Below are 20,130 nucleotides of genomic sequence, written 5' to 3'. Positions count from 1 at the left end.
CCGTTCAATCCCCCGGATGGGGGAGGCGCCTGGCATGTGACGTGGACCACTGTGTGAGCCATGACGATCACACCGGACAAAGCGTGGCGGGCAGGCCGGTTCTGGTGGGACTCGTCGCGCCCCAGCCCGGCGGACTCGCACCCGCTGAGCGCGGTGGTCTTCGACCTCGACGCCCTCGGCGACGTCGAGTGCGGGGGGCACCGGCTGGCGTTCAACGCCGCCTTCGCCGCGCACGGGCTCGGCCTGACCTGGTCGGCAACGCGGTACCGCAAGCTGCTGGCGCTGCCCGACGAGCGGCAGCGGGTCGCGGCGGAACTCCGCGCGAGGGGCGTCTGTACCGAGTGCGACGTCCTGCTCAAGGTTCTCGTCGAGCAGATCTGCGCGACCAAGTCCCGGCTGCTCGACGCGGTGATGCTCGGCGCCGACCTGGACGCCAGGGCCGGTCTGGTCGACCTGGTCACCGACGCGTTCACCGCGGGGGTGGCCGTCGGCGTCGTCAGCACCGGTCGCCGTCAATGGGTCGAACCGCTGGTGCGGCAATTGGTCGGCGACGGCCTGATCCAGACGGTCGTCACCGCCGACGATCTCCCCCCGACCGCCCCGCTCGGTGCCGGCTTCCGGATGGCGCTGGCCGAGATGGGTGCGCCGGCACACGATTCACTGGCGTTCACCGGCTCCGGCGACGGGGTACGCGGCGCGGCCGCTGCCGGCATGCCCGCGGTGCTGGTCGACCCCGAGGTGGCCGGTGCCCGCGCCGACTACGACGGTCTGCGCGTCGCCGACTGCCGGCGGCTGCACGCCGAGCCGTGGGTGCGGGGGAGCCGGTCAGCTGCCGCGTAGCAGCTCGATGACGGCGCTGAAGTCCTTGTCGGCGTGGTCGGTCGCGAACTCGGCGTAGATCTCCGCGGCGTGGGTGCCCAGCGGTGCCGCCGAGCCGGTCGAGTTCACGGCCGCCATCGCCAGTCCGAGGTCCTTGTTCATCAGCGCGGTCGCGAAGCCCGGCCTGAAGTCGTTGTTGGCCGGCGACGTCGGAACCGGCCCTGGCACCGGGCAATTGGTGTGCACCGACCAGCAGTTGCCCGTCGCCCCGGTGATGACGTCGAAGAGCGACTGGGCCGAGAGGCCGAGCTTCTCCGCCAGGACGAACGCCTCGCCGACGGCGATCTGCTGCACGGCGAGGACCATGTTGTTGCACACCTTGGCGGCCTGACCGTTGCCGGAGCCGCCACAGTGAATGATCTTGCCCGCCATGGGTTCCAGCACCGGCCTGGCACGCTCGACGGCGGCGTCGGTGCCGCCGACCATGAACGCCAGCGTGCCGGCCGTCGCGCCCTTGACGCCACCGGAGACCGGTGCGTCGACCTGGGCGTGGCCGTGTTCTTCTGCCTGGGAGTTGACGGCCCGGGCGTCGTCGACGGAGATGGTCGAGGTGTCGACGAACAGCGTGCCCGGCTTGGCGGCGGGCAGCACCTCCGCGTAGCACGCCTTGACGATGGCACCGTTCGGCAGCGAGGTGATCACCACCTCGGCTTCACTGGCGGCCTCGGCTCCGCTGTCGAACACGCTGATGCCCTTGGCTTCTGCCGCGTGCTTCAACGACGCGACGAGATCGAAACCGCGCACCGTGTGGTTGGCGGCGGCCAGGTTGGCGGCCATCGGGCCACCCATGTTGCCCAGCCCCAAGAACGCGATCGTCGCCATCTAGACCTCCTGAATTAAGACGCGCGGCGTCGGGCTGATTCCGACCGCCCGATCACCACCCGCATGATCTCGTTGGTTCCCTCGAGTATCCGGTGCACCCGCAGATCGCGGACGATCTTCTCGATGCCGTACTCGTGGAGGTATCCGTAGCCGCCGTGCAACTGCAGCGCCTGGTCGGCCACCTCGAAGCAGGTGTCGGTGACGTACAACTTGGCCATCGCGCACAACTCGACCTTGTCGGGATGGCCGGTGTCGAGCGCGGTCGCCGCCCGCCACAACAGGTTCCGTGACGTCTCCAGCTTGGTGGCCATGTCGGCGAGGGTGAATCGAATGGTCGGCTCGTCGAGCAGGGTGATGCCGAACGCCTCGCGACTGGCCAGGTACGACACCGCCTTGTCGTAGGCCGCCTGCGCACCACCGAGCGAGCACGCGGCGATGTTGATCCGGCCGCCGTTGAGCCCGTTCATCGCGATGCCGAAGCCGGTGCCCTCGCCGTCGGCGCCGCCCAGCATCGCCTCGGCGGGCACCCGGACGCCGTCGAACACCACCTGCGCGGTGGGCTGGGCGTTCCAGCCCATCTTGACCTCTTCGGCGCCGAAGCCGACGCCGGGCGTGTCCTTGTCGACGACGAAGGCCGAGATGCCGCGCGGTCCGCTACCGCCGGTGCGTGCCATCACGACGTAGACGTCGGACACGCCGGCTCCGGAGATGAACTGCTTCACCCCGTCGATCACGTAGTGCTCGCCATCCCGAATTGCCTTGGTGCGCAACGCTGCCGCGTCCGAGCCGGCGCCCGGTTCGGTGAGGCAGTAGCTGGCGACCAGCTCCATCGACGCGAGCCGCGGCACCAGGGCCTTGCGTTGTTCGGCCGTGCCGTAGGTGTCGACCATCCAGGTGCACATGTTGTGAATGGACAGGAATGCCGAGATCGTCGGGCAGCCGGTGGCCATCTGCTCGAAGATCCGTACGCCGTCGAGGCGGCGCAGACCACTGCCGCCCGCGTCCTCCGAGCAGTAGATCGCCGCCATGCCCAACTCGGCGGCGGCCCGCAGGACGTCGACCGGGAAGTGCTTGGTGGCGTCCCAGTCGACGGCGTACGGCGTGATTCGCTTCTCGGTGAACTCCGCCGCCGTCTCGGCGATGACGCGTTCGTCGGGGTCGAGGCCGAAGTAGTCCATGAACCGGCGCTACTTCATGGTGGGGATGGAGAATTCGGCGCCATCCTTGATGCCGGAGGGCCAACGCTGGGTGACCGTCTTGACCTTGGTGTAGAAGATGATCGACGCCGGGCCGTGCTGGTTGAGGTCACCGAAACCGGACCGCTTCCACCCGCCAAAGGTGTGGTAGGCCACTGGAACTGGGATCGGGACGTTGACCCCGACCATGCCGACCTGCACGCGCGAGACGAAGTCGCGGGCGGTGTCCCCGTCGCGCGTGAAGATCGCCACCCCGTTGCCGTACTCGTGCTCCGACGGCAGGGCCAGCGCCTCCTCGTAGGTGTCGGCGCGCACGATGCAGAGCACCGGCCCGAAGATCTCGTCGGTGTAGATCGACATGTCGGGCGTGACGTGGTCGAACAGCGTCGGCCCGATGAAGTAGCCGCCCTCCAGGCTGGCGTCACCGAAGGTGAGGTCGTCGCTGGCGCGCTCACGACCGTCGACGACGATCTCGGCGCCGGCCTCGACGCCCTGGCCGATGTAGTCCTTCACCCGGGCCAGCGCCGCGGAGGTGACCAGCGGGCCGTAGTCGGCCTTGGGGTCCAGGCTGTGGCCGACGCGCAGCTGGTTGACGCGCTCGACGAGCCTGGCGCGCAGGCGATTTGCGGTGTCTTCGCCCACCGGCACCGCGACGCTGATCGCCATGCATCGCTCGCCGGCGCTTCCGTAACCCGCCCCGATCAGGGCGTCGACGGCCTGGTCGAGGTCGGCGTCGGGCATCACGATCATGTGGTTCTTGGCGCCGCCGAAGCACTGCGCGCGCTTGCCGTTGGCCGCGGCCGTCGAGTAGATGTACTGCGCGATGTCGGAGCTGCCGACGAAGCCGACGGCGTGGATGTCGGGGTGGTTGAGGATGGCGTCGACGGCCTCCTTGTCGCCGTGCACCACCTGGAAGACGCCCTTGGGCAGCCCGGCCTCGAGGAACAGCTCGGCCAGCCGGACGGGCACCGAGGGGTCGCGCTCGCTGGGCTTGAGGATGAAGGCGTTGCCGCACGCGAGCGCCGGGCCCGCCTTCCACAGCGGGATCATCGCGGGGAAGTTGAACGGGGTGATGCCGGCGACGACGCCGAGCGGTTGGCGCAGCGAGTAGACGTCGATGCCGCCGCCGGCGCCCTCGGTGTACTCGCCCTTCAGCAGGTGCGGAATCCCGATCGCGAACTCAATGACCTCGACGCCGCGCTGGATGTCGCCGAGGGAGTCGGCGACGGTCTTGCCGTGTTCGGAGGAGAGCAGTTCGGCGAGCTCGTTGGCGTTGGCGTTCACCAGCTCGACGAACTTCATCATGACGCGGGCGCGGCGCTGCGGGTTCCACGCCGCCCACTCCCGCTGGGCCGCCACGGCGATCTCGACGGCGGAGTCGACCTCGGCGGTGGACGCCATCGGCACCTGGGCCTGGACCTCGCCGGTGCTGGGGTTGAGGACGTCGGCGGTACGGCCGGACTGGCCCTCGACCCGGCGGCCGTCGATGAAGTGCGGAATCTGTGTGGTCATGACGACTGCCCTTCGACGGTATTCGATTACTAGGACATCCTAGTAAAAATTCAGCGCACCGTGCAAGGGGTTCGACCCGCTGTGAAGGTGCTGGGAGTCCGAACCACGCCGGCCCCCACCACCACGACCTCTGCTTCGCTGAGACGAGTCGGGTTGTAACCCGTGCCCCTATTCCTTGTCGGACGGCCAACTCGGACGAAGACAGGCGACACGTGACGGCACGACGCGATCCCGCGCACCCACGCCCCCTCCTGGTGGTGTCGGGCGGTCGCTACCCGGACTGGGAGGCGGTCTATCAGGACAACGCGACGTGGGTCTACCGCACCATCTACGCCAGGGTCGGCAACCGGGCCGACGCCGAGGACCTGACCGCCGAGGTGTTCCTCGCGGCGCTGAGGCCGTTGCGGCTGACGGCGAGTGTCGCCGAGGTGCGGGCGTATCTGCGCGCCACCGCGCGCACGGTGCTGGCGGCGCACTGGCGGCAGACCATGGGTCGCGAGATCACCGAGATCGAGGACGTCGCCGCGCCACCCGAGAGTGAGGAGGCGATCAGCACCGCGCCCGGCCGTGTCGCGGCCGTGCTGGGCTGCCTGCCCGACAACTACCGCCGCATACTGGAATTGCGCTTCCTGCAGAACCGGACGATCAAGGAGTCGGCCACGGAGATGGGCGTCAGCGTCGCAAACGCCAAGGTGTTGCAACACCGGGCGCTTCGGCTCGCCGGACAGGTCAACGAGAAGGGCGGCTCATGAACGCGAAGGGGTTGAACAGGTACGTCGACGACCTCCTGCGCGGCCGCAGGCCCAAGGGCTTCACCCCGGACGACTTCGAGGCCGCACAGATGCGCACTGCCATCGAGCTCACGGCCACCCGGGAGCACGCCGACGAGCCCAGTCCCGGCTTCCTCGACGATCTGCACGCCAGGCTCGCCGAGCAGATGGACGACGAGCCCGCCGCCACGCAAGCTCCGCCGACGTGGTTGGCGGCCAACCGCCGTCAGGTCATCGTGGGCACGTCGGCGGCGGCCACGGCGGCGGTGGCGGTCGACCGACTACTCGGGGCGGGCGACGGTGACGACGTCGACGTGGCGCAGGATCTGGTCCCGACGAAGGGCGCGTGGCAGCGGGTCGCGTCGAGCGCCGAGGTGCCCGAGGGGGCGATGCGCCCATTCGACCTCGGCTCGATCGTGGGCTTCGTCCGGCGGGTCGACGGTCGTCCGGAGGGCATCTCGGGCATCTGCACCCACCAGGGCTGCAAACTCTGGTTCGACGCACCCGACGACCGGCTGCGCTGCCCGTGCCACTCGACGTCCTTCTCGAAGGACGGCCAAGTGCTCGCCCACCAGCTGCCGATTTCGCCGAAGCCCTTGCCGGCGTTGAATGTTCGCGAAGTGAACGGCAACATCGAAGTGTTCGCGCCGCCGAGCGGCAATCAGCAGACCTGAGCCGTGTAACCCGCCTCCCTATCTGTTGACGAGAGATCCGCAGCCCGCGGTCTCGTCAACCGACAACGGAGGTACCGTCGTGTCCCGACGAATTCAGCGCATCGTCGTCGCGCTGTCCACCGCCGCCATGGGGTCATTCCTCACGGCGGCCTGCTTCGCCGCCAATCATCCTGCAGCTCAACCAAGTCCGACATTCAGCAGCGACGTGTCCATCACGCCCGGGATGGCGGGAACGGGCAGCATGCCTGGCATCAGCGTGGCGCCGTCGCAGACCCAGGTGGCCGAATCCGCACCGCCCGCGGGACCCGACGCGGTCGCCATCGACGGATTCGCCTTCCTCCCTGCGTCTCTCGGGGTTCGAGTGGGAGACACCGTCACCTGGACGAACCGAGACGAGGATCCCCACACCGTCGTGGCAGGCGACGGCTCCTTCCGTTCGCAGGTGCTCGGCTCGGGCGGCACCTTCTCGTTCACCTTCCCCCGTCCGGGAACGTTCGACTACGTCTGCTCGATTCACCCGTTCATGCACGGCACCGTGGTGGTGACCGCATGACCGAGGACCGTAGCCCCACCACCATGACCCGGCGCCAACTCATCAGGCACGGCGCGTGGTTCGGTGCCGCAGTCGGCCTGGCGGTCGTGGGCGGTGAGGTGATCTCCCACGTCGCGGGCGCCGCCGACATCACGCCGGACAGGCCGACGCTGCGGTTCGCTCAGGTCAGCGACAGCCACATCGGCTTCACCGGCGCCGCCAACACCGACGTCACCGGCTCGTTCACCCGCGCCGTCGAGCAGATCAACGGCCTCGGCTACACCCCGGACTTCGTCATCCACACGGGCGACCTGACCCACCTCGCGACACCTGGGCAGTTCGACCAGGTGAAGCAGATGATGAGCGGCCTCGGCACGCCGCACGTGTTCACCGTTCCCGGAGAGCACGATTCGGTGGACGACGCAGGCCAGAAATACCGCAGCGTATTCGGCGCAGGCACCCGCGGCGACGGCTGGTACAGCTTCGACATCGCCGGAGTGCACGTGATCGCGTTGGTGAACACGCTGAACATGACGAAGCTGGGGCACCTCGGCCGGGACCAACTCGACTTCGTCAAGAAGGACGTGGCGCCCCTGTCGAGTGACACCCCGATCGTCGTGTTCAGCCACATCCCGCTGTTCGCGATGTACCCAGACTGGGGTTGGGGTACCGACGACTCCGTCGAGGCGCTGTCGTACCTGCGCCGATTCGCCTCGGTCACATGCCTGAACGGTCATGTGCACCAAATCTTCTCGAAGACCGAGGGCAATGTCACGTTCTTCAGCGGCACCACCACCGCGTACCCGCTGCCGCATCCCGGTGACGGGCCGGCACCCAAGCCGCTGACGCTGCCCCCGGGACGACTGCACGACGCGCTGGGGATCAGGGAGGTGTCCTACACCAAGGGGCAGCAGGCGCTCGCGCTGAAGGAACGGACGCTGTCGTGAGGTCAGCTGCTGGTGCTAGGGCCTCGCGAGGCCCTCGACGAAGGCCTGCGCGTCGTCCCATGTCGGCAACAGTCCCGCCGCCAAGACGTCGGCCAGACTCGGAGCGGCCGCGTCACGCTCGGAGAGGTTGGGCACCGCCCCGTCGACCAGTGGCCAGTCGACGCCGATCGCCGGGTCGGTAGGGCAGATGGCGTGCTCGCGGGTGGGGGAGTAGCCCGCCGAGCACAGGTAGGTCACCGTCGAATCGTCTTCCAGCGCAAGGAATCCGTGCGCGAGCCCCTCCGACAGGTAGACGGTTCGGTGGTCGCGGTCGTCGAGCAGCACCGAATCCCATTGGCCGAACGTCGCCGAGCCCACCCGGACGTCGACGACCACGTCGAACACCGCGCCCCGCACGCACGTCACGTACTTGGCCTGGCTCGGCGGCAGTTGCGCGAAGTGCAGGCCCCGCAGCACGCCCGCCGCGGACACCGACACGTTGGCCTGACGCAGGTTCAGCGGGTGACCGGTCATCGCGGTGAACTCGTCGTCGGTGAACCATTCGAAGAACTGGCCGCGGGGGTCGGGGCGGACGGTCGGGGTGATCTCCCAGGCGCCCGGGATCGACAGCTCGCGGAAGCTCATTGGTTGCGCTCCTCGTACATGGCCTCGGACGCGTCCTTCATGGGGCGCCACCACGATTCGTTGTCGCGGTACCACGCGATCGTCGCGGCGAGGCCGGACTCGAAGTCGTCGTGCAGTGGTGTCCACCCGAGTTCGTCGCGGAGCGCCGACGGGTCGATCGCGTACCGCAGATCGTGTCCGGCGCGGTCGGTGACGTGGTCGAAGTCGTCGGGGTCGCGTCCCATCAGCCGCAGCAGCGTGCGCATCACCGTGAGGTTGTCGCGTTCACCGTCGGCACCGATCAGATACGTCCTCCCCAGTTCGCCGTCCGAGAGGATTCGCCACACGGCACGGTTGTGATCGGTGACGTGGATCCAGTCCCGGACGTTGGCGCCGAGGCCGTACAGCTTCGGGCGTCGCCCGGTCAGGACGTTGGTGATCTGTCGAGGGATGAACTTTTCCACGTGCTGATACGGCCCGTAGTTGTTGGAGCAGTTGGAGATCGTCGCCCGCACGCCGTAAGACCGCACCCACGATCGCACCAGCATGTCCGACGCCGCCTTGGTCGACGAGTACGGGCTCGACGGGTTGTACGGCGTGGTCTCGGTGAACCGGACGGAATCACCCAGCGGCAGGTCGCCGTACACCTCGTCGGTCGACACGTGGTGCAGTCGAATGCCGTGCCTGCGAACCGCTTCCAGGATGGTGAACGTGCCGACGACGTTGGTGCGCAGGAACGCCTCGGGGTCGGCCAGCGAATTGTCGACGTGGGTCTCGGCGGCGAAGTGCGCGACCGCGTCGGACTCGGCGACCAGCTTTTCGACCAGATCGGCGTCGCTGACGTCGCCGTGCACCAGGTGCACGGCGTCGGCCACCGGTGCCAGCGACTCGCGGCTGCCCGCGTAGGTCAGGGCGTCGAGGACGGTGACGCGAACCTCCGGATGCTCCCGCACGGTCGCGTGCACGAAGTTCGCACCGATGAAACCGGCACCCCCGGTGACCAGCAATCGCATGGTGACGAACCTAGCGGGTGCCGCGGTCTACTCGGCGGGCGAGAGCCCCAGTGGTCCCGCCAGTTCGGCCAACGTCGGGATCAACGCGTCCTGGCCGCCCAGCACCTGGATGCAGACGTGGTCGGCGCCCGCGTCGAGGTGTTCTTGCAGGCGCTTGGCGATGTCGTCGGGGGTGCCGTGAGCCACCACCGCGTCGACGAGCTTGTCGCTGCCGGGCTTCTGCACGTCGGCGTCGGTGAACCCCAAGCGCTTCCAGTTGTTCACGTAGTTGCTGAGGTCGAGGTAGAACTCGACGGTCTGCCGACCGATCTCGCGTGCCTGGGCGGCGTCCCTGGCGAGGACCACCTTGTGCTCGGGTGCCAGGAACACCGCGTTGCCGATCAGCGCGTGAGCCTGGGCGGTGTGCTCCGGCGTGGTCAGGTAGGGATGGGCGCCGGCGCTGCGGTCGGCGGCCAGCTTGAGCACCTTCGGGCCCAGTGCCGCCAGCACGCGGCGGCTGGTCGGGACGTTGGCGGCGTCGAGGGCGTCCAGGTATTCGACCAGCACGTCGTAGGGCTTGCGGTAGTCGTCGGTGTGCTCGGGGTGTCCGATGCCGACGCCCAACAGGAAGCGGCCGGGGTAGGCCTTTTCGATGCGGTGGTAGGAGGCGGCGACCTCGGCGGCCGGCGACGACCAGACGTTGACGATGCCCGTCGCCACCTGCAGTGTGCTGGTGGCCTCCAGAAGGGGTTCGACGAAGGCGAGGTCGGCCGCCGGCGAGCCGCCGACCCACACCGCGCCGTACCCCAACCCTTCGATCTCCTTGGCCTGCTCGGGGGTCACGGGCCCTGCGGTCCAGACGCCGAAGCGTCCGAGGTTGGGCTTGAGATCGGTTGCGTCAGTCATGCGTGAAACGGTCCCTTCGGATGGGGTCGGTCATCGAAGCCCTAGCGGTCCAGCCAACTCGGCGAGCGCGGGCACCAGCTTGTCTGTACCCGTCAGCACCTGAACCGGAACATGGTCGGCACCCGCGGTGAGGTGTTCGGTGAGCCGTGCGGCGACGACGTCCACAGTGCCATGGGCCACCACGGCGTCGACCAGCGCGTCGCTGCCCGGCTTCGCGACGTCGGCGTCGGTGAAGCCGAGTCGCTTCCAGTTGTTGGTGTAGTTGGCCAGGTTGAGGTAGATCTCGAGTGCCTTGCGTCCCACGGCACGGGCCTGCTCGGCGTCCGTGGTGAGGACGGCCTTGTGCTCGGGTGCGATGAACGCGTCGGGGCCCACCAATTCCCTTGCCTGCCTTGTGTGTTCGGGCGTGGTCAGGTACGGGTGAGCGCCCGCGCTGCGACGGGCCGAGAGCTTGAGCACCTGCGGTCCGAGGGCGGCGACGACGCGGCGATCCTTGGGGACGCCGTACCGGTCGAGCTCGTCGAGGTACTCGGTGAGGGCGTCGTAGGGCTTCTTGTACTCGGCGTGGGCCTCGGGGTGGCCGACGCCGATGCCCAGCAGGAACCGGTTCGGGTATGCCGCGTCGATGCGGTGGAACGACTCGGCGACGGGGCCTGCCGCGGCGGTCCAGATGTTGACGATGCCGGTGGCCAACGCCAGCTTGTCGGTCTCGCCCAGGATGGGATCCACCCAGTCGAGCTCGGCGGGCGGCGACCCACCGGCCCAGATGGCGCCGTAACCGAGGGCTTCGATCTCGCGAAGCTGGTCGGGTGGCACCTGCTGCCACTGCGCGTAGTGACCGAAGACGCCGAATTTGCCGAGTTCTGGTTTCGCCATGGTTGGGTCAACCCGTTGCGTCGTCGCGCCTATTCCGCCACGATCAGCCTGAGCCGAAGGCTTGGCTATTCGTCGGCGTCGGCGGGAGCTTCCTCCGGCTTTGGAGCCACCAGCGGGAGCACGATGATGAAGCGGGTGTCACCGGGCTTGGACTCCACCCGGATGTTGCCGTGGTGCTTCTGGGCGACGATGCGCCAGGCCAGGTCCAGCCCGAGGCCGGTGCCCTCCCCGAAGGCCTTGGTGGTGAAGAACGGCGTGAAGATGCGGTCGGCGATGTCGGGCGGGATGCCGGGTCCGTCGTCGCAGATCTCCACCTTGATGGCGTCCTCACCGACCGCGGAGGTACGGATGGTCAGCGTGCCGTGCCCACCCATCGCCTGAATCGCGTTGTCGATGACGTTGGTCCAGACCTGGTTGAGATCGCCTGGGTAGCACTGAATTTCGGGAAGCGTCTGGTCGAGTTCCTTGACCAGCTTCACCGGCTTGTCCTTGCCCAGTTTCTCGCCGAACATCATGATGGTGCTGCGCAGCAGCTCGTGGACGTTGGCGCTCTGATACGGCGCGCGGTCCATCTGCGAGTACTGCTTGGCGCCGGCCAGAAGCGCCGAGATGCGGCTGCTGGCCTCGGCGATCTGGTTCATCATCAACTCGGTGTCGATGGTGTACCGCAGCCAGCCGATCGCTCCCTGCAGGGACGCGGTCGCGTCGACCGCGTCGACGGAGGCCGAGATGCGCTCCAGCCAGTCGATGTCCAGACCGGCCTCGACGAAGGTCGGGGCGTAGTCCCAGGCCCCCACGATGCCGTGGTCCTCCAACCAGTCGCCGATCGCGTCCTCCCGATCGGAGGCCTCCAGCGCGGTGAGTTCGAGGGCCTTGGACTTGGCGACTTGCTCGGCCACCTCCTCCTGGATGGTGACCAGGACGCGCAACCCCTCGGGGCTGAACTTGCCGTCGGCCAGCATTGCGAGCTTGTGCCGCATGCCCGCGATCTTCTCGCGCAGATCGGAGACCGCCCGGGCGGCGGCTGCGGCCGGATTGTTGAGCTGGTGGGTCAGCCCCGCCGACAGCTGACCGAGCGCCAGGAGCTTCTCGCGCTGGTCGATGATCTGCCGCTGGCGCAGACCGCCGACCTTGAGGCCCTCGAGCAGATGCACCGCCATCGGAAGCTCGGCCTTGACGAACTCGCCGAACGCGGTCGCGTCGAGGACGAAGAACTTCGACGGCTTCGTCACGCGCACCGAGGACTCGTAGACCTGGGGTACGCCGTCCACGTAGGCGCTCCACGCACCGCAGTACACGCCGCGCTGCGAGGTCCGGTTGGTTTCGATGTCGAGACCGCCGGAGCGCTTCGACATCGCCAGCTCGCCCTCGATGAGGACGTAGAAGCAGGTCGCAGCCTCACCCTCGATGCAGATCGGACCCGGCTCGAACCGCGCAAGGTGTCCGTGGGCGCACAGCGATTGCAGCTGGCGGTCGGTCAGCTTCTCGAACAGGAACAGAGTCCGAAGCTCGTCGGGCAGACACGTTTCGCCCATGGGGACAATCCTTCTCTCTAGGCTTCGCCGGCGGCGCCGGCACTCACGCTTCGGCCAGGTAGCGGTGCACCAGCATCACGGCCATCGACCCTTCACCGACGGCGGCCGCCACCCGCTTCGCGGATTCAGAGCGCACGTCTCCTGCAACGAACACACCGGGCACACTTGTTTCCAAGTGGTGCGGCGGACGTTCCCGATTCCAGCCGCAGACGTCCTTGAGGTCGGGCCCGGCGAGCACGAAGCCGCGCTCGTCGAGGGCGAGAACGCCGTCGAGCCACTCGGTCCGAGGGCTCGCGCCAATGAAGCAGCACAGCCGTCCCGAGGGCACCGTGGCGCGCTCACCCGACTGCCGGTTTAGCAGCACCAGCCCGGACAGGTGACCGTCCTCGCCAACCGTGTCGACCACCTCGGTGCAGGTCTTGACGTCGATCTTGTCGTTGCCCTCGATCTGCTCGATGAGGTAGTGCGACATCGACGCCTCCAGCGAGGGGCCGCGCACCAGCAGCGTCACCGACTTGGCGGTCTTGGACATGAACATCGCGGCCTGGCCCGCCGAGTTCGCGCCGCCGACGATGTAGACGTCCTCGCCGCGACACTCCTCGGCGTCGGACACCGAGGCCCCGTAGTAGACGCCGCGGCCGACGTAGTTGCAGCCGTCCGGATCGGCGGGGTCACTCCAGCAGCCGACGACCTTGAGTTCCTGGTACTCGACGCCGGTCGCGAGGATGACCGAGCGGGCGCCGATGGTGCTGCCGTCCTCGAACTCGATCGTCGGCGCCGCCTCGCCGACGTGAAGCTTGACGACGTCGCGAGTGGTGATGACCTCGGCGCCGAACCGTTCGGCCTGCCTGCGGGCGGAGTTGGTCAGCTCGGCTCCGGACACGCCGATCGGGAAGCCCAGGTAGTTCTCGATCCGCGAGCTGCGACCGGCCTGTCCGCCGGTCGTGGTGCGTTCGATGAGGACGGTCTCGAGCCCCTCGGAGGCGCCGTACACCGCCGACGCCAGCCCGGCGGGGCCGCCGCCGATGACCGCGAGGTCGTACATCGGCAGCGACGGCTCGGTCGACAAGCCGAGTAGCTCGGCCAGTTGGCCGTCGGTCGGCTCGACGATCGCCTCGCCCTTCTCGGTGATCACGACGGGCAGGTCACGGCCGTCGAGGCCCGCGGCGTCGAGAAGCTGCAGGCCCTTCGGTTCGTCGGCCATGTAGGCGCGGAACGGGAACTGGTTGCGCGCCAGGAATTGGCGCACCTCCCACGACCGCTGGTTCCAGCGGTGCCCGATCACCTTGGTGTAGGGCATCGCGCGGTCGCCGACGGCGCGCCACTCCTCGAGCAGCCCGTCGATCACCGGATAGAGCTTTTCCTCCGGCGGATCCCACGGCTTGAGCAGGTAGTGGTCGAGGTCGACGACGTTGATCGCGTCGATGGCGGCGTGGGTGTCCGCGTATGCGGTCAGCAGCACCCGTTTCGCCAGCGGAAACAGGTCCATCGCCTTTTCGAGGAATTCGATGCCGCTCATCTGCGGCATCCGGTAGTCGGCGACGAGCACGGCAACGGTGTCACCGCGCAGCTTGAGTTCCTTGAGGGTCGCCAGCGCGTCGGGCCCGCTTTCGGCGCGGACGATGCGGTACCGCTCGCCGTAATGGCGGCGAAGGTCGCGCGCGACGGCGCGCGACACTGCGGGATCGTCGTCCACCGTCAGAATCACGGGATGGCGGGGCTGCGAAGTGGGTCCGGTCATCGAGATCAATTATGCGCTGGTCGTCCACCCAATTTCACCCTGGACGACGGGGAGACGTGCCGGTTACTCGGAGGGCGCAATCGGATGCGAGTTCGCCGCAGCCGCGACGGGTGTGGAGCTCTCGCCGCCGAACCGATTCAGCATCCCGGCGACGTCGATTCCCGAGGTCTTTAGCGCCTCGACGATCTTGGCCACGGCCAGGGGGCTGATGCCCAACAGTCCACCCATCGCATCCTGGGCGTCGCCCGACCCGCCGATGATCGACAGCCGGTCGATCTCGGCGAGCGGCGCGGCCGCCGCCTCGGTGGCCTTGACGACCGACGCCAGCACGTCGGGGAGCATCAGCATGCGCGCCGCCTCGGACGTGTAACCGTTGAGCGCCGCGGCGATCTCCTTCTTGCCGGTCGCCTCGGCGACCAGCTTGGCCTCGATGCCGGCCGCCTCGGCCAGCTGTTCCACCCGGGTGGCGTCGGCCAGTTCCTTCTTGCCTGCCGCCTCGGCGACCAGCTTGGCCTGCAGGCTGTCCGCCTCGGCCTGCTTCTCCACGCGCAACGCGTCGGCCGCCGCCTTCCGGGCGTCGGCTTCGGCCTGGCCGGCGCGGCGCGCCGACTCGGCCTGCGCTTCGGCGCCGAGGATCGCCGCTTGACGCTGCCCCTCGGCACGGGCGATGTCGGCCGAGCGCTGGGCCTCGGCCGGGGCGATGACGTCGGCCTGCAGGGCGGCCTGGGCCTGCTCGCTGCGCCGCTGCTCCACCTCGATGCGGGCCTGGATGCGGGCGGCCTCGGCCTGTTCGGTGGCGATGCCGACGTCCTTCTGGGCCCTTGCGTTGGCCAGCGGTCCCGCCTGGTCGGCCTGAGCGTTCTCGGCCTCGGTTTGGGCGCGCAACCGCGCAAGCTCGACGTCGCGCTTCTGGTTGGCGATCGCGATCGCGGTGTCGGCTTCGGCCTGGGCGACCGACCCGGCCTGGCGCGCCTTCGCCGACTGGATCTGCGCGTCGCGCTCCGCTTCGGCGGTGCCGACGGTGGCGTCGCGCTTCACCTCGGCGATGCGCCGCTGACCGAGCGACTTGAGGTAGTCGTTGGCGTCGCTGATCCCGGCGATCTTGAGGACGTCGACCTCCATGCCGATGCGGGCGAGGTCGCTGCCCGCCTCCTCGACGACGCTGCGGGCCAGGGTGTCCCGGTTGGAGTTGAGGTCTTCGACGGTCATGGTGGCGGTGATGCCGCGGAGGCTGCCGGCCAGGATCTCGTTGATCTGGCGTTGCAGCTCGCTGAGGTCGGAGGTGAGGAACCGTTGCACGGCGGTCTGCACGGCCTCGTCGGCCGAACCGATGCGCACCAGGCCGACGGCTTCGACGTTGACCGGCACGCCGTTGTTGGACAGGGCGTTCTGCAGGTTGATGCTCACGTTGAACGGCTCGAGGCTCATGATGTCGACGCGTTCGATGCCCGGCACCCGGAAGCGGGCCCCGCCGCGGACCACCTTGGGCTGACCGCGACCGGTGAACACGGCTACCTCATTGGGTGGCACCTTGATGTAGTTCTTCACGTAGATCATCGGCAGCACCACCAGGAGCAGGAGCCCGGCGATGACCGCGATCGCGACGATGAGGAAAACGGACACGTCGGTGCCTTCCGTTGGTGGGTCGGGGACTGCGCTAGTGGTCGGGTACCGCGACGACGTGCAGGTAGTCGGCGTCGACGTCGGCGATGTAGACGCTGGTGTTCTTCACCAGCGCTTCGGGTTCTTCGGTGACGGCCCTCGCCCGCACCCGGTTGCCGTCGGAGTCGACGAACGCGACCTCGCCCCAACTGCCGACGGGCACGTCCAAGGTGACGGTGCCGAGCAGACCGATGTAGGAGGTCCTCGACTTTTGCGAGTTCGACTGCTGCCGTCTCAGGTAGGGCAGTAGCAGCCCCTGGAAGAGGAGCACCAGGGCGACGGCTGCACCGACCGCGACCAGCCCGGAGCCCACGGCGCCCAGGCCGCCCCAGGAGCTGATCAGACCGCCGGCCCCCGCGCCGAGCAGGGCGGCGGACAGCCCGGTGAGGCTGAGGAAGGGCAGGCCGTCATGGCCGACACCGTGGCCGACGTCGACGAGCAACAGTGCCGAGAGCACGGCTATCCCGCCGACGATGAACGCCGCGAGGTAGGCAGCTGTCACACGTTCCCCCGGGGCTCGTATAGCGTCGTCGTCGCGGGCCTTCGGTCGACCCTCGAACGATCTTGCCATCCCCCGGCCGTTGCTGGTGACGGCGATTTTGGGGAGCGCGCACGAGCGGGTACCATTGACCAACGGTGCGGCTTCCGCGCCGGCTCCTTGCGTGCCCTGTCCTGGAATTTAACGAATCCGGCTCACGTTTTGAAGTCGGAGCGGCCCTTGCGGCGCCAGACAGGGAATTACGGAGGACATGGCTAAAAAAGACGGTGCCATCGAAGTCGAGGGCCGCGTGGTCGAGCCCCTGCCCAATGCGATGTTCCGCATTGAGCTGGAGAACGGACACAAGGTGCTCGCGCACATCAGCGGCAAGATGCGGCAGCACTACATCCGCATTCTGCCCGAGGACCGCGTCGTGGTGGAGTTGTCGCCCTACGACCTGACTCGGGGCCGCATCGTTTACCGCTACAAGTAACTACACCAAGACAGGATCGACCGCCGTGAAGGTGAACCCGAGCGTCAAGCCCATCTGCGACAAGTGCAGGGTGATCCGTCGCCACCGGCGGGTCATGGTGATCTGCTCTGACCCGCGCCACAAGCAGCGTCAGGGCTAGTCGTCTGCGCGTCGCGCAAACGCAGCACCGCAACAACTGAATGATGAAATCCCAGTACCAGTGAGCAGATGAGCTGCTCATTACACGCCCGGCACGGAGGCCGGGCCCCGCGAGGGGAACGGACTGGGACAAGACCTCCGCAACGAAAAGGAATCACTGCCTGATGGCACGTCTACTGGGCGTCGATCTCCCGCGTGACAAGCGCATGGAGATCGCGCTGACCTACATCTACGGCATCGGCCGTACCCGCTCGCAGGAAATCTTGTCGGCCACCGGCATCGACTTCAATCTGCGTACCAAGGACCTGACCGACGATCAGGTGTCGCAGTTGCGCGACTACATCGAAAGCAACTCCGAGATCAAGGTCGAAGGTGACCTGCGCCGCGAGGTGCAGGCCGACATCCGACGCAAGATCGAGATCGGCTGCTACCAGGGTCTGCGGCATCGTCGCGGCCTCCCGGTGCGTGGCCAGCGGACCAAGACCAACGCGCGCACCCGCAAGGGCCCGAAGCGCACCATCGCCGGCAAGAAGAAGGCCAGGTAAGCACATGGCACAGGCCAAGAAGAGTGGAGCGGCTGGTCCCAAGAAGGGCCAGAAGACGCGCCGCAAGGAAAAGAAGAACGTTCCGCACGGCGCCGCTCACATCAAGAGCACGTTCAACAACACGATCGTCTCGATCACCGACCAGCAGGGCAACGTCATCGCCTGGGCATCGTCGGGTCACGTGGGCTTCAAGGGCTCGCGTAAGTCGACGCCGTTCGCCGCGCAGCTGGCCGCCGAGAACGCCGCCCGCAAGGCGCAGGAACACGGTGTCAAGAAGGTCGACGTCTTCGTGAAGGGCCCGGGTTCGGGCCGCGAGACCGCGATCCGTTCACTGCAGGCAGCCGGCCTCGAAGTTGGCGCCATTTCCGACGTCACGCCGCAGCCGCACAACGGCTGCCGTCCGCCCAAGCGGCGCCGGGTCTAGAGGAGATTTAGAAAATGGCTCGTTATACCGGACCCGTCACCCGCAAGTCGCGTCGTCTCGGCGTCGACCTCGTCGGTGGAGATCAGTCCTTCGAGAAGCGTCCCTACCCGCCCGGCCAGCATGGTCGCGCGCGGATCAAGGAGAGCGAATACCGCACGCAGCTGCAGGAGAAGCAGAAGGCCCGCTTCACCTACGGCGTCATGGAGAAGCAGTTCCGTCGTTACTACGAGGAGGCCAACCGCCACTCGGGCAAGACCGGCGAGAACCTGCTGCAGATCCTGGAGAGCCGGCTCGACAACGTCATCTACCGCGCCGGGCTCGCCCGCACGCGCCGGATGGCCCGTCAGCTGGTCAGCCACGGTCACTTCACCGTCAACGGCGTGAAGGTCGACATCCCCAGCTACCGCGTCTCGCAGTACGACATCATCGACATCCGCGAGAAGTCGTTGAACACGCTGCCGTTCGAGCTGTCGCGTCAGACCGCGGGCGACCGCCCGATCCCGGGCTGGATCCAGGTCGTCGGCGAACGCCAGCGCATCCTCGTCCACCAGTTGCCCGAGCGCGCCCAGATTCAGGTGCCGCTCACCGAGCAGCTGATCGTCGAGTTCTACTCGAAGTAATCGTGTGACCGTCCCAGGTCACGGTGGCCTGGGACGCCAGACGGCATCAAATAGCGGATGCCGAGAAGGAGATAAGAAATGCTGATTTCTCAGCGCCCCACCCTGTCCGAGGAGAGCTTGGCCGAGAACCGGTCCAAGTTCGTCATCGAGCCGTTGGAGCCCGGATTCGGGTACACCCTTGGCAACTCGCTTCGGCGCACGCTGCTGTCGTCGATCCCCGGCGCAGCGGTCACCAGCATCCGCATCGACGGCGTGCTGCACGAGTTCACCACCGTTCCCGGGGTGAAGGAAGACGTCACCGACATCATCCTGAACCTCAAGAGCCTGGTCGTGTCGTCCGAGGAGGACGAGCCGGTCACCATGTACCTGCGCAAGCAGGGCCCGGGTGCCGTCACCGCCGGTGACATCGTCCCGCCCGCGGGCGTCACGGTGCAGAACCCCGACATGCACATCGCGACCCTGAACGACAAGGGCAAGCTCGAGGTCGAGCTCGTCGTCGAGCGTGGCCGCGGTTACGTCCCCGCCGTGCAGAACAAGGCCTCCGGCGCCGAGATCGGCCGCATCCCGGTCGACTCGATCTACTCGCCGGTCCTCAAGGTCACCTACAAGGTGGAGGCCACGCGTGTCGAGCAGCGCACCGACTTCGACAAGCTGATCCTCGACGTCGAGACCAAGAACTCCATCACCCCGCGTGACGCCCTGGCCTCGGCCGGCAAGACGCTGGTCGAATTGTTCGGTCTGGCACGGGAACTCAACGTCGAGGCCGAGGGCATCGAGATCGGCCCGTCGCCGGCCGAGGCGGATCACATCGCCTCGTTCGCGTTGCCGATCGACGATCTGGAACTCACCGTCCGGTCGTACAACTGCCTCAAGCGCGAGGGTGTGCACACCGTCGGCGAGCTCGTCTCGCGGACGGAGTCCGATCTGCTGGACATCCGCAACTTCGGTCAGAAGTCCATCGACGAGGTGAAGATCAAGCTGCACCAGCTGGGTCTCTCGCTCAAGGACAGCCCGGCCACGTTCGACCCGTCCGAGGTTGCCGGTTACGACGTCGCGACCGGTACCTGGAACAGCGATGCCAGCTACGACCTGGACGACACGCAGGACTACGCCGAAACCGAACAGCTCTAACCAGTTTCACGAAACCGTCCCGGCCCTACCTGATACGGGGGCCGGCCACATAAGGAGATAGTCGCAATGCCCAAGCCCACTAAGGGTGCTCGCCTCGGCGGGTCGTCCTCACACCAGAAGGCGCTCTTGGCCAACCTGGCCACGTCGTTGTTCGAGCACGGTCGGATCAAGACGACCGAGCCCAAGGCGCGGGCGCTGCGGCCCTACGCGGAGAAGCTCATCACCCACGCCAAGAAGGGCACGCTGCACAACCGGCGTGAAGTGATGAAGAAGATCCGCGACAAGGACGTCGTGCACACGCTGTTCGCCGAGATCGGGCCGCACTTCGCCGAGCGCGAGGGTGGCTACACCCGCATCATCAAGGTGGAGGCACGCAAGGGCGACAACGCCCCCATGGCCGTCATCGAGCTGGTGCAGGAGAAGACGGTGACCTCGGAGGCCAACCGGGCCCGCCGTAGCGGTTCCGCCACGGCCCCCGTCGCGGCCGCCGCTGCGCCGCAGGCCGCGGTCGAGCCCGAGGCTGCCGTCGGCCCCACCGACGAGGTCGTCGAGGACGCCCCCGCCGAAGACGCCGTGGTGGAGGACGCCGACACCACCGAGGCTGCCGACGAGGTCGCCGAGGACGAGAAGGCCGACGACGCCAAGTAGTCGACT

At 67.7% G+C, this 20,130-nt stretch carries 23 protein-coding genes; 12 read left to right on the top strand and 11 right to left on the bottom strand.

All coding sequences use genetic code 11. The features are described from left to right. Positions 1 to 60 precede the first annotated feature (60 nt). Positions 61 to 840 carry an HAD family hydrolase gene (locus H7J06_RS01445; RefSeq protein WP_264036318.1) on the top strand — a complete coding sequence of 260 codons (780 nt, stop codon included), beginning with the start codon at positions 61 to 63 and terminating at the stop codon, positions 838 to 840. On the opposite strand, the gene mmsB is transcribed toward H7J06_RS01445, so the two are convergent. From mmsB to H7J06_RS01430, 3 genes are read right to left on the bottom strand one after another with little or no spacing between them, the layout of a single operon-like run. Further along, entirely contained in the window at positions 826 to 1,701 is an 876-nt protein-coding gene (gene mmsB / locus H7J06_RS01440; RefSeq protein ID WP_264036316.1) for a 3-hydroxyisobutyrate dehydrogenase, read from the bottom strand. The two genes, H7J06_RS01445 and mmsB, sit on opposite strands and share 15 nt — an antisense overlap. A gap of 14 nt (positions 1,702 to 1,715) precedes the next feature. Continuing rightward, entirely contained in the window at positions 1,716 to 2,879 is a 1,164-nt protein-coding gene (locus tag H7J06_RS01435) for an acyl-CoA dehydrogenase family protein (RefSeq protein WP_264036314.1), read from the bottom strand. A 9-nt stretch (positions 2,880 to 2,888) separates the two neighbouring features. Continuing rightward, entirely contained in the window at positions 2,889 to 4,409 is a 1,521-nt protein-coding gene (locus H7J06_RS01430) for a CoA-acylating methylmalonate-semialdehyde dehydrogenase (RefSeq protein WP_264036312.1), read from the bottom strand. A 212-nt stretch (positions 4,410 to 4,621) separates the two neighbouring features. Between H7J06_RS01430 and H7J06_RS01425 the strand changes: the two genes are divergently transcribed. The 4 genes from H7J06_RS01425 to H7J06_RS01410 all read left to right on the top strand — a co-directional run bounded on the left by H7J06_RS01425 (position 4,622) and on the right by H7J06_RS01410 (position 7,332). Continuing rightward, positions 4,622 to 5,161 (top strand): RNA polymerase sigma factor, encoded by a 540-nt coding sequence (locus H7J06_RS01425; RefSeq protein ID WP_372515207.1) that lies wholly within the window; start codon positions 4,622 to 4,624, stop codon positions 5,159 to 5,161. Continuing rightward, complete coding sequence (locus tag H7J06_RS01420) at positions 5,158 to 5,853, top strand: Rieske (2Fe-2S) protein (RefSeq protein ID WP_264036310.1); 696 nt, start codon at positions 5,158 to 5,160, stop codon at positions 5,851 to 5,853. Before H7J06_RS01425 ends, H7J06_RS01420 begins: the two co-directional genes overlap by 4 nt. A gap of 79 nt (positions 5,854 to 5,932) precedes the next feature. Next, positions 5,933 to 6,406: a cupredoxin domain-containing protein gene (locus H7J06_RS01415; RefSeq protein ID WP_372515206.1), complete on the top strand. Its 474-nt coding sequence runs from the start codon at positions 5,933 to 5,935 to the stop codon at positions 6,404 to 6,406. Continuing rightward, complete coding sequence (locus H7J06_RS01410; RefSeq protein WP_264036309.1) at positions 6,403 to 7,332, top strand: metallophosphoesterase family protein; 930 nt, start codon at positions 6,403 to 6,405, stop codon at positions 7,330 to 7,332. The genes H7J06_RS01415 and H7J06_RS01410 overlap by 4 nt, the downstream gene beginning before the upstream one ends. 15 nt (positions 7,333 to 7,347) lie before the next feature. Here H7J06_RS01410 and rfbC read toward each other — a convergent pair whose 3' ends face one another. The 8 genes from rfbC to H7J06_RS01370 all read right to left on the bottom strand — a co-directional run bounded on the left by rfbC (position 7,348) and on the right by H7J06_RS01370 (position 16,149). Beyond that, positions 7,348 to 7,956 (bottom strand): dTDP-4-dehydrorhamnose 3,5-epimerase, encoded by a 609-nt coding sequence (rfbC, locus tag H7J06_RS01405; RefSeq protein WP_264036308.1) that lies wholly within the window; start codon positions 7,954 to 7,956, stop codon positions 7,348 to 7,350. After that, positions 7,953 to 8,948, bottom strand: a complete 996-nt coding sequence (rfbB, locus tag H7J06_RS01400; protein ID WP_264036307.1) for a dTDP-glucose 4,6-dehydratase — start codon at positions 8,946 to 8,948, stop codon at positions 7,953 to 7,955. Before rfbB ends, rfbC begins: the two co-directional genes overlap by 4 nt. 27 nt (positions 8,949 to 8,975) lie before the next feature. After that, positions 8,976 to 9,833, bottom strand: a complete 858-nt coding sequence (locus H7J06_RS01395; RefSeq protein ID WP_264036305.1) for an LLM class F420-dependent oxidoreductase — start codon at positions 9,831 to 9,833, stop codon at positions 8,976 to 8,978. A 30-nt stretch (positions 9,834 to 9,863) separates the two neighbouring features. Next, entirely contained in the window at positions 9,864 to 10,709 is an 846-nt protein-coding gene (locus H7J06_RS01390; protein WP_264036302.1) for an LLM class F420-dependent oxidoreductase, read from the bottom strand. Positions 10,710 to 10,774: 65 nt separating this feature from the next. After that, positions 10,775 to 12,244 carry an ATP-binding protein gene (locus H7J06_RS01385; RefSeq protein ID WP_264036300.1) on the bottom strand — a complete coding sequence of 490 codons (1,470 nt, stop codon included), beginning with the start codon at positions 12,242 to 12,244 and terminating at the stop codon, positions 10,775 to 10,777. A 43-nt stretch (positions 12,245 to 12,287) separates the two neighbouring features. Beyond that, on the bottom strand, positions 12,288 to 13,985 hold the full coding sequence (locus H7J06_RS01380; RefSeq protein WP_264036299.1) for a response regulator: 1,698 nt from the start codon (positions 13,983 to 13,985) through the stop codon (positions 12,288 to 12,290). Positions 13,986 to 14,048: 63 nt separating this feature from the next. Further along, positions 14,049 to 15,542, bottom strand: coding sequence for a flotillin family protein (locus tag H7J06_RS01375; protein ID WP_275078851.1), 1,494 nt, complete (start codon positions 15,540 to 15,542; stop codon positions 14,049 to 14,051). A gap of 100 nt (positions 15,543 to 15,642) precedes the next feature. Continuing rightward, on the bottom strand, positions 15,643 to 16,149 hold the full coding sequence (locus H7J06_RS01370; RefSeq protein ID WP_264036297.1) for an NfeD family membrane protein: 507 nt from the start codon (positions 16,147 to 16,149) through the stop codon (positions 15,643 to 15,645). A 247-nt stretch (positions 16,150 to 16,396) separates the two neighbouring features. Between H7J06_RS01370 and infA the strand changes: the two genes are divergently transcribed. The 7 genes from infA (at position 16,397) to rplQ (ending at position 20,124) form a co-directional block, all read left to right on the top strand. Then, on the top strand, positions 16,397 to 16,618 hold the full coding sequence (gene infA, locus H7J06_RS01365) for a translation initiation factor IF-1 (protein ID WP_005140011.1): 222 nt from the start codon (positions 16,397 to 16,399) through the stop codon (positions 16,616 to 16,618). Positions 16,619 to 16,643: 25 nt separating this feature from the next. Beyond that, on the top strand, positions 16,644 to 16,757 hold the full coding sequence (rpmJ, locus tag H7J06_RS01360; protein ID WP_079925868.1) for a 50S ribosomal protein L36: 114 nt from the start codon (positions 16,644 to 16,646) through the stop codon (positions 16,755 to 16,757). Between the two features lie 163 nt (positions 16,758 to 16,920). Beyond that, a complete protein-coding gene (gene rpsM / locus H7J06_RS01355) occupies positions 16,921 to 17,301 on the top strand; it encodes a 30S ribosomal protein S13 (protein ID WP_056557107.1) in 381 nt (126 codons plus the stop codon). 4 nt (positions 17,302 to 17,305) lie between these two features. Further along, positions 17,306 to 17,725, top strand: coding sequence for a 30S ribosomal protein S11 (gene rpsK / locus H7J06_RS01350; RefSeq protein WP_056557104.1), 420 nt, complete (start codon positions 17,306 to 17,308; stop codon positions 17,723 to 17,725). A 14-nt stretch (positions 17,726 to 17,739) separates the two neighbouring features. Then, a complete protein-coding gene (gene rpsD, locus H7J06_RS01345) occupies positions 17,740 to 18,345 on the top strand; it encodes a 30S ribosomal protein S4 (RefSeq protein WP_149480243.1) in 606 nt (201 codons plus the stop codon). A 78-nt stretch (positions 18,346 to 18,423) separates the two neighbouring features. Continuing rightward, positions 18,424 to 19,476 carry a DNA-directed RNA polymerase subunit alpha gene (locus H7J06_RS01340; RefSeq protein WP_264036293.1) on the top strand — a complete coding sequence of 351 codons (1,053 nt, stop codon included), beginning with the start codon at positions 18,424 to 18,426 and terminating at the stop codon, positions 19,474 to 19,476. A gap of 66 nt (positions 19,477 to 19,542) precedes the next feature. Next, a complete protein-coding gene (gene rplQ, locus H7J06_RS01335) occupies positions 19,543 to 20,124 on the top strand; it encodes a 50S ribosomal protein L17 (RefSeq protein ID WP_264036291.1) in 582 nt (193 codons plus the stop codon). The last annotated feature ends 6 nt before the right edge of the window (positions 20,125 to 20,130 follow it).

The sequence above is a fragment of the Mycolicibacterium hodleri genome (genome assembly GCF_025822245.1).
Lineage (GTDB): Bacteria > Actinomycetota > Actinomycetes > Mycobacteriales > Mycobacteriaceae > Mycobacterium > Mycobacterium hodleri.
The sequence above is the reverse complement of the archived record's forward strand: the minus strand, read 5'-3'. Positions and strand labels throughout refer to the sequence as shown.

Bases quoted from the DNA above. Each gene is read 5' to 3' on its own strand.
- rplQ (WP_264036291.1), top strand. From the start codon at position 19,543: ATGCCCAAGCCCACTAAGGGTGCTCGCCTCGGCGGGTCGTCCTCACAC.
- rfbB (WP_264036307.1), bottom strand. From the start codon at position 8,948: ATGCGATTGCTGGTCACCGGGGGTGCCGGTTTCATCGGTGCGAACTTC.
- infA (WP_005140011.1), top strand. From the start codon at position 16,397: ATGGCTAAAAAAGACGGTGCCATCGAAGTCGAGGGCCGCGTGGTCGAG.
- H7J06_RS01420 (WP_264036310.1), top strand. From the start codon at position 5,158: ATGAACGCGAAGGGGTTGAACAGGTACGTCGACGACCTCCTGCGCGGC.
- H7J06_RS01410 (WP_264036309.1), top strand. From the start codon at position 6,403: ATGACCGAGGACCGTAGCCCCACCACCATGACCCGGCGCCAACTCATC.
- H7J06_RS01395 (WP_264036305.1), bottom strand. From the start codon at position 9,833: ATGACTGACGCAACCGATCTCAAGCCCAACCTCGGACGCTTCGGCGTC.
- mmsB (WP_264036316.1), bottom strand. From the start codon at position 1,701: ATGGCGACGATCGCGTTCTTGGGGCTGGGCAACATGGGTGGCCCGATG.
- H7J06_RS01445 (WP_264036318.1), top strand. From the start codon at position 61: ATGACGATCACACCGGACAAAGCGTGGCGGGCAGGCCGGTTCTGGTGG.
- H7J06_RS01375 (WP_275078851.1), bottom strand. From the start codon at position 15,542: ATGATCTACGTGAAGAACTACATCAAGGTGCCACCCAATGAGGTAGCC.
- H7J06_RS01435 (WP_264036314.1), bottom strand. From the start codon at position 2,879: ATGGACTACTTCGGCCTCGACCCCGACGAACGCGTCATCGCCGAGACG.
- H7J06_RS01390 (WP_264036302.1), bottom strand. From the start codon at position 10,709: ATGGCGAAACCAGAACTCGGCAAATTCGGCGTCTTCGGTCACTACGCG.
- rpsD (WP_149480243.1), top strand. From the start codon at position 17,740: ATGGCTCGTTATACCGGACCCGTCACCCGCAAGTCGCGTCGTCTCGGC.
- rpsK (WP_056557104.1), top strand. From the start codon at position 17,306: ATGGCACAGGCCAAGAAGAGTGGAGCGGCTGGTCCCAAGAAGGGCCAG.
- rfbC (WP_264036308.1), bottom strand. From the start codon at position 7,956: ATGAGCTTCCGCGAGCTGTCGATCCCGGGCGCCTGGGAGATCACCCCG.
- H7J06_RS01430 (WP_264036312.1), bottom strand. From the start codon at position 4,409: ATGACCACACAGATTCCGCACTTCATCGACGGCCGCCGGGTCGAGGGC.
- H7J06_RS01380 (WP_264036299.1), bottom strand. From the start codon at position 13,985: ATGACCGGACCCACTTCGCAGCCCCGCCATCCCGTGATTCTGACGGTG.
- H7J06_RS01340 (WP_264036293.1), top strand. From the start codon at position 18,424: ATGCTGATTTCTCAGCGCCCCACCCTGTCCGAGGAGAGCTTGGCCGAG.
- rpsM (WP_056557107.1), top strand. From the start codon at position 16,921: ATGGCACGTCTACTGGGCGTCGATCTCCCGCGTGACAAGCGCATGGAG.
- H7J06_RS01385 (WP_264036300.1), bottom strand. From the start codon at position 12,244: ATGGGCGAAACGTGTCTGCCCGACGAGCTTCGGACTCTGTTCCTGTTC.